The following is a 1,653-nucleotide window of genomic DNA, read 5'->3' on the forward strand; positions in this document are numbered from 1 at the left end:
ACGCCGTGCGCAAGGCCGAAGCCACCGCCCAGGAAAAGATGTCGGGCGTCACCGCCGGGATGCCGCTGCCCCCGGGCTTCAAGATGCCGTTCTGATGGCGCTGCAGCCCGCGGTAAACCCGCGGCCGCTGCCAGGCGTTGCGGTAGTGCAGAACTTCATGGTTCATGATTCTGGTGGAATGCAGGATTGCTTAGTGGAGGCTTCATGTTCATCGTCTCGATCACGTACACCAAGCCAGCAAGCGACATCGACGCCTTGCTGACCGCGCACAAGAAATTCCTCAACCAGCAATATGCCGAAGGCGTATTCCTGATGTCGGGCCGCAAGGTGCCACGTACCGGCGGCATCATCCTGGCCGACTGCGCCGACCGTGCCGAGATCGAAGCCATCATGGAATCGGACCCCTTCTTCATCGGTGGCGTGGCCGAATACGAGATCATCGAATTCGTCCCCTCCATGACGGCCGAGGCGCTCGACGCCTTCCGCTATTCCGTAGACCGCAATTGAAAACGCCCTCCAGTCTCACCCTCCTGACCGAATCGCTGCGCCGGCTCCCCGGCATCGGCCCCAAGACCGCGCAGCGCATGGCGTACCACCTGTTGCAGCACGACCGCGATGCGGCCGCCGACCTGAGCCGTTCGCTGGCCAAGGCACTGGACACCATCCGCCACTGCGCGCTGTGCAATACCTTCACCGAGCAAGTCATCTGCGACACCTGCCAGGACAGCCAGCGTGACCACACCCAACTGTGCGTGGTGGAGTCGCCTTCGGACCAGGTGATGATCGAACAGACCCTGACCTTCAAGGGCCTGTACTTCGTCTTGATGGGCCGCCTCTCGCCGCTGGACGGCATCGGCCCGCGTGACATTCACCTGGAAAAGCTCATCACCCGCGCCACCGATGGCGTGGTCACCGAAGTGGTCCTGGCCACCAATTTCACCAACGAGGGCGAAGCCACCGCCCACTACATCAGCGAGACCCTCAAGGCGCGTGGCCTGAAGGTCAGCCGCCTGGCGCGTGGCGTGCCGGTGGGCGGCGAGCTGGAGTACGTGGATGCCGGCACCATCGCGCGCGCCATGCTGGATCGTCGCACCACCTGAGCTTGTGTCTGAAATGCGCGACATCCCGCGCACGCTGCAATAGAATGTCGCCTGCCGGCTTGCACCTCTGATGTCCGGCCATAGCATGGAGTCCCCGCAGAAAAGGAGAACACCGGAGTCGCCCCCACGGCACCTCGCACGTCGCCCCAGGCATCCGGTGCAAGCACGATGACTACAGCCACACCCAAGCCCGGCCCGCTGGCCGGTATCAAGGTACTCGAACTGGGTACGCTCATCGCCGGGCCATTCTGCTCGCGCATGTTGGCCGAGTTCGGCGCCGACGTGATCAAGATCGAAGCCCCCGGCGATGGCGATCCGCTGCGCCACTGGCGTGTGCTCAAGGACGGCACCTCGCTGTGGTGATCGGTCCAGGCGCTCTACAAGAAGAGCATCTCGCTCTCCATGAAGGATGAACGGGCCCAGAAAATCGCTCGTCAGCTCGCCCTGAAGGTGAACGTCATCATCGAGAACTACCCCCGCGGCGTGCTGCAGAAGTGGAAGCTCGGCTATGAAGACCTCAGACATCTGAACCCTGCCACCATCGTGGCGCGCC

At 63.2% G+C, this 1,653-nt stretch carries 2 protein-coding genes and 2 pseudogenes; all 4 read left to right on the forward strand.

Features of this window, described 5'->3' with window-relative positions; genetic code table 11:
* Positions 1–95 (forward strand): annotated as a pseudogene (locus tag I5W_RS09385) (YbaB/EbfC family nucleoid-associated protein); the annotation flags it as partial.
* 109 nt (positions 96–204) lie between these two features.
* Positions 205–507, forward strand: coding sequence for a YciI family protein (locus tag I5W_RS09390; RefSeq protein WP_017452042.1), 303 nt, complete (start codon positions 205–207; stop codon positions 505–507).
* Positions 504–1,100: a recombination mediator RecR gene (gene recR / locus I5W_RS09395; RefSeq protein ID WP_017452043.1), complete on the forward strand. Its 597-nt coding sequence runs from the start codon at positions 504–506 to the stop codon at positions 1,098–1,100. The genes I5W_RS09390 and recR overlap by 4 nt, the downstream gene beginning before the upstream one ends.
* A 168-nt stretch (positions 1,101–1,268) precedes the next feature.
* Positions 1,269–1,653: pseudogene (locus I5W_RS29665) on the forward strand (CoA transferase); the annotation flags it as partial.

It is taken from the genome of Herbaspirillum sp. B65 (genome assembly GCF_000333555.1).
GTDB classification, from domain to species: domain Bacteria; phylum Pseudomonadota; class Gammaproteobacteria; order Burkholderiales; family Burkholderiaceae_D; genus Herbaspirillum; species Herbaspirillum rubrisubalbicans.

Excerpts from the sequence above, each read along its gene's own strand:
- I5W_RS09390 (WP_017452042.1), top strand. The coding sequence starts at position 205 with ATGTTCATCGTCTCGATCACGTACACCAAGCCAGCAAGCGACATCGAC.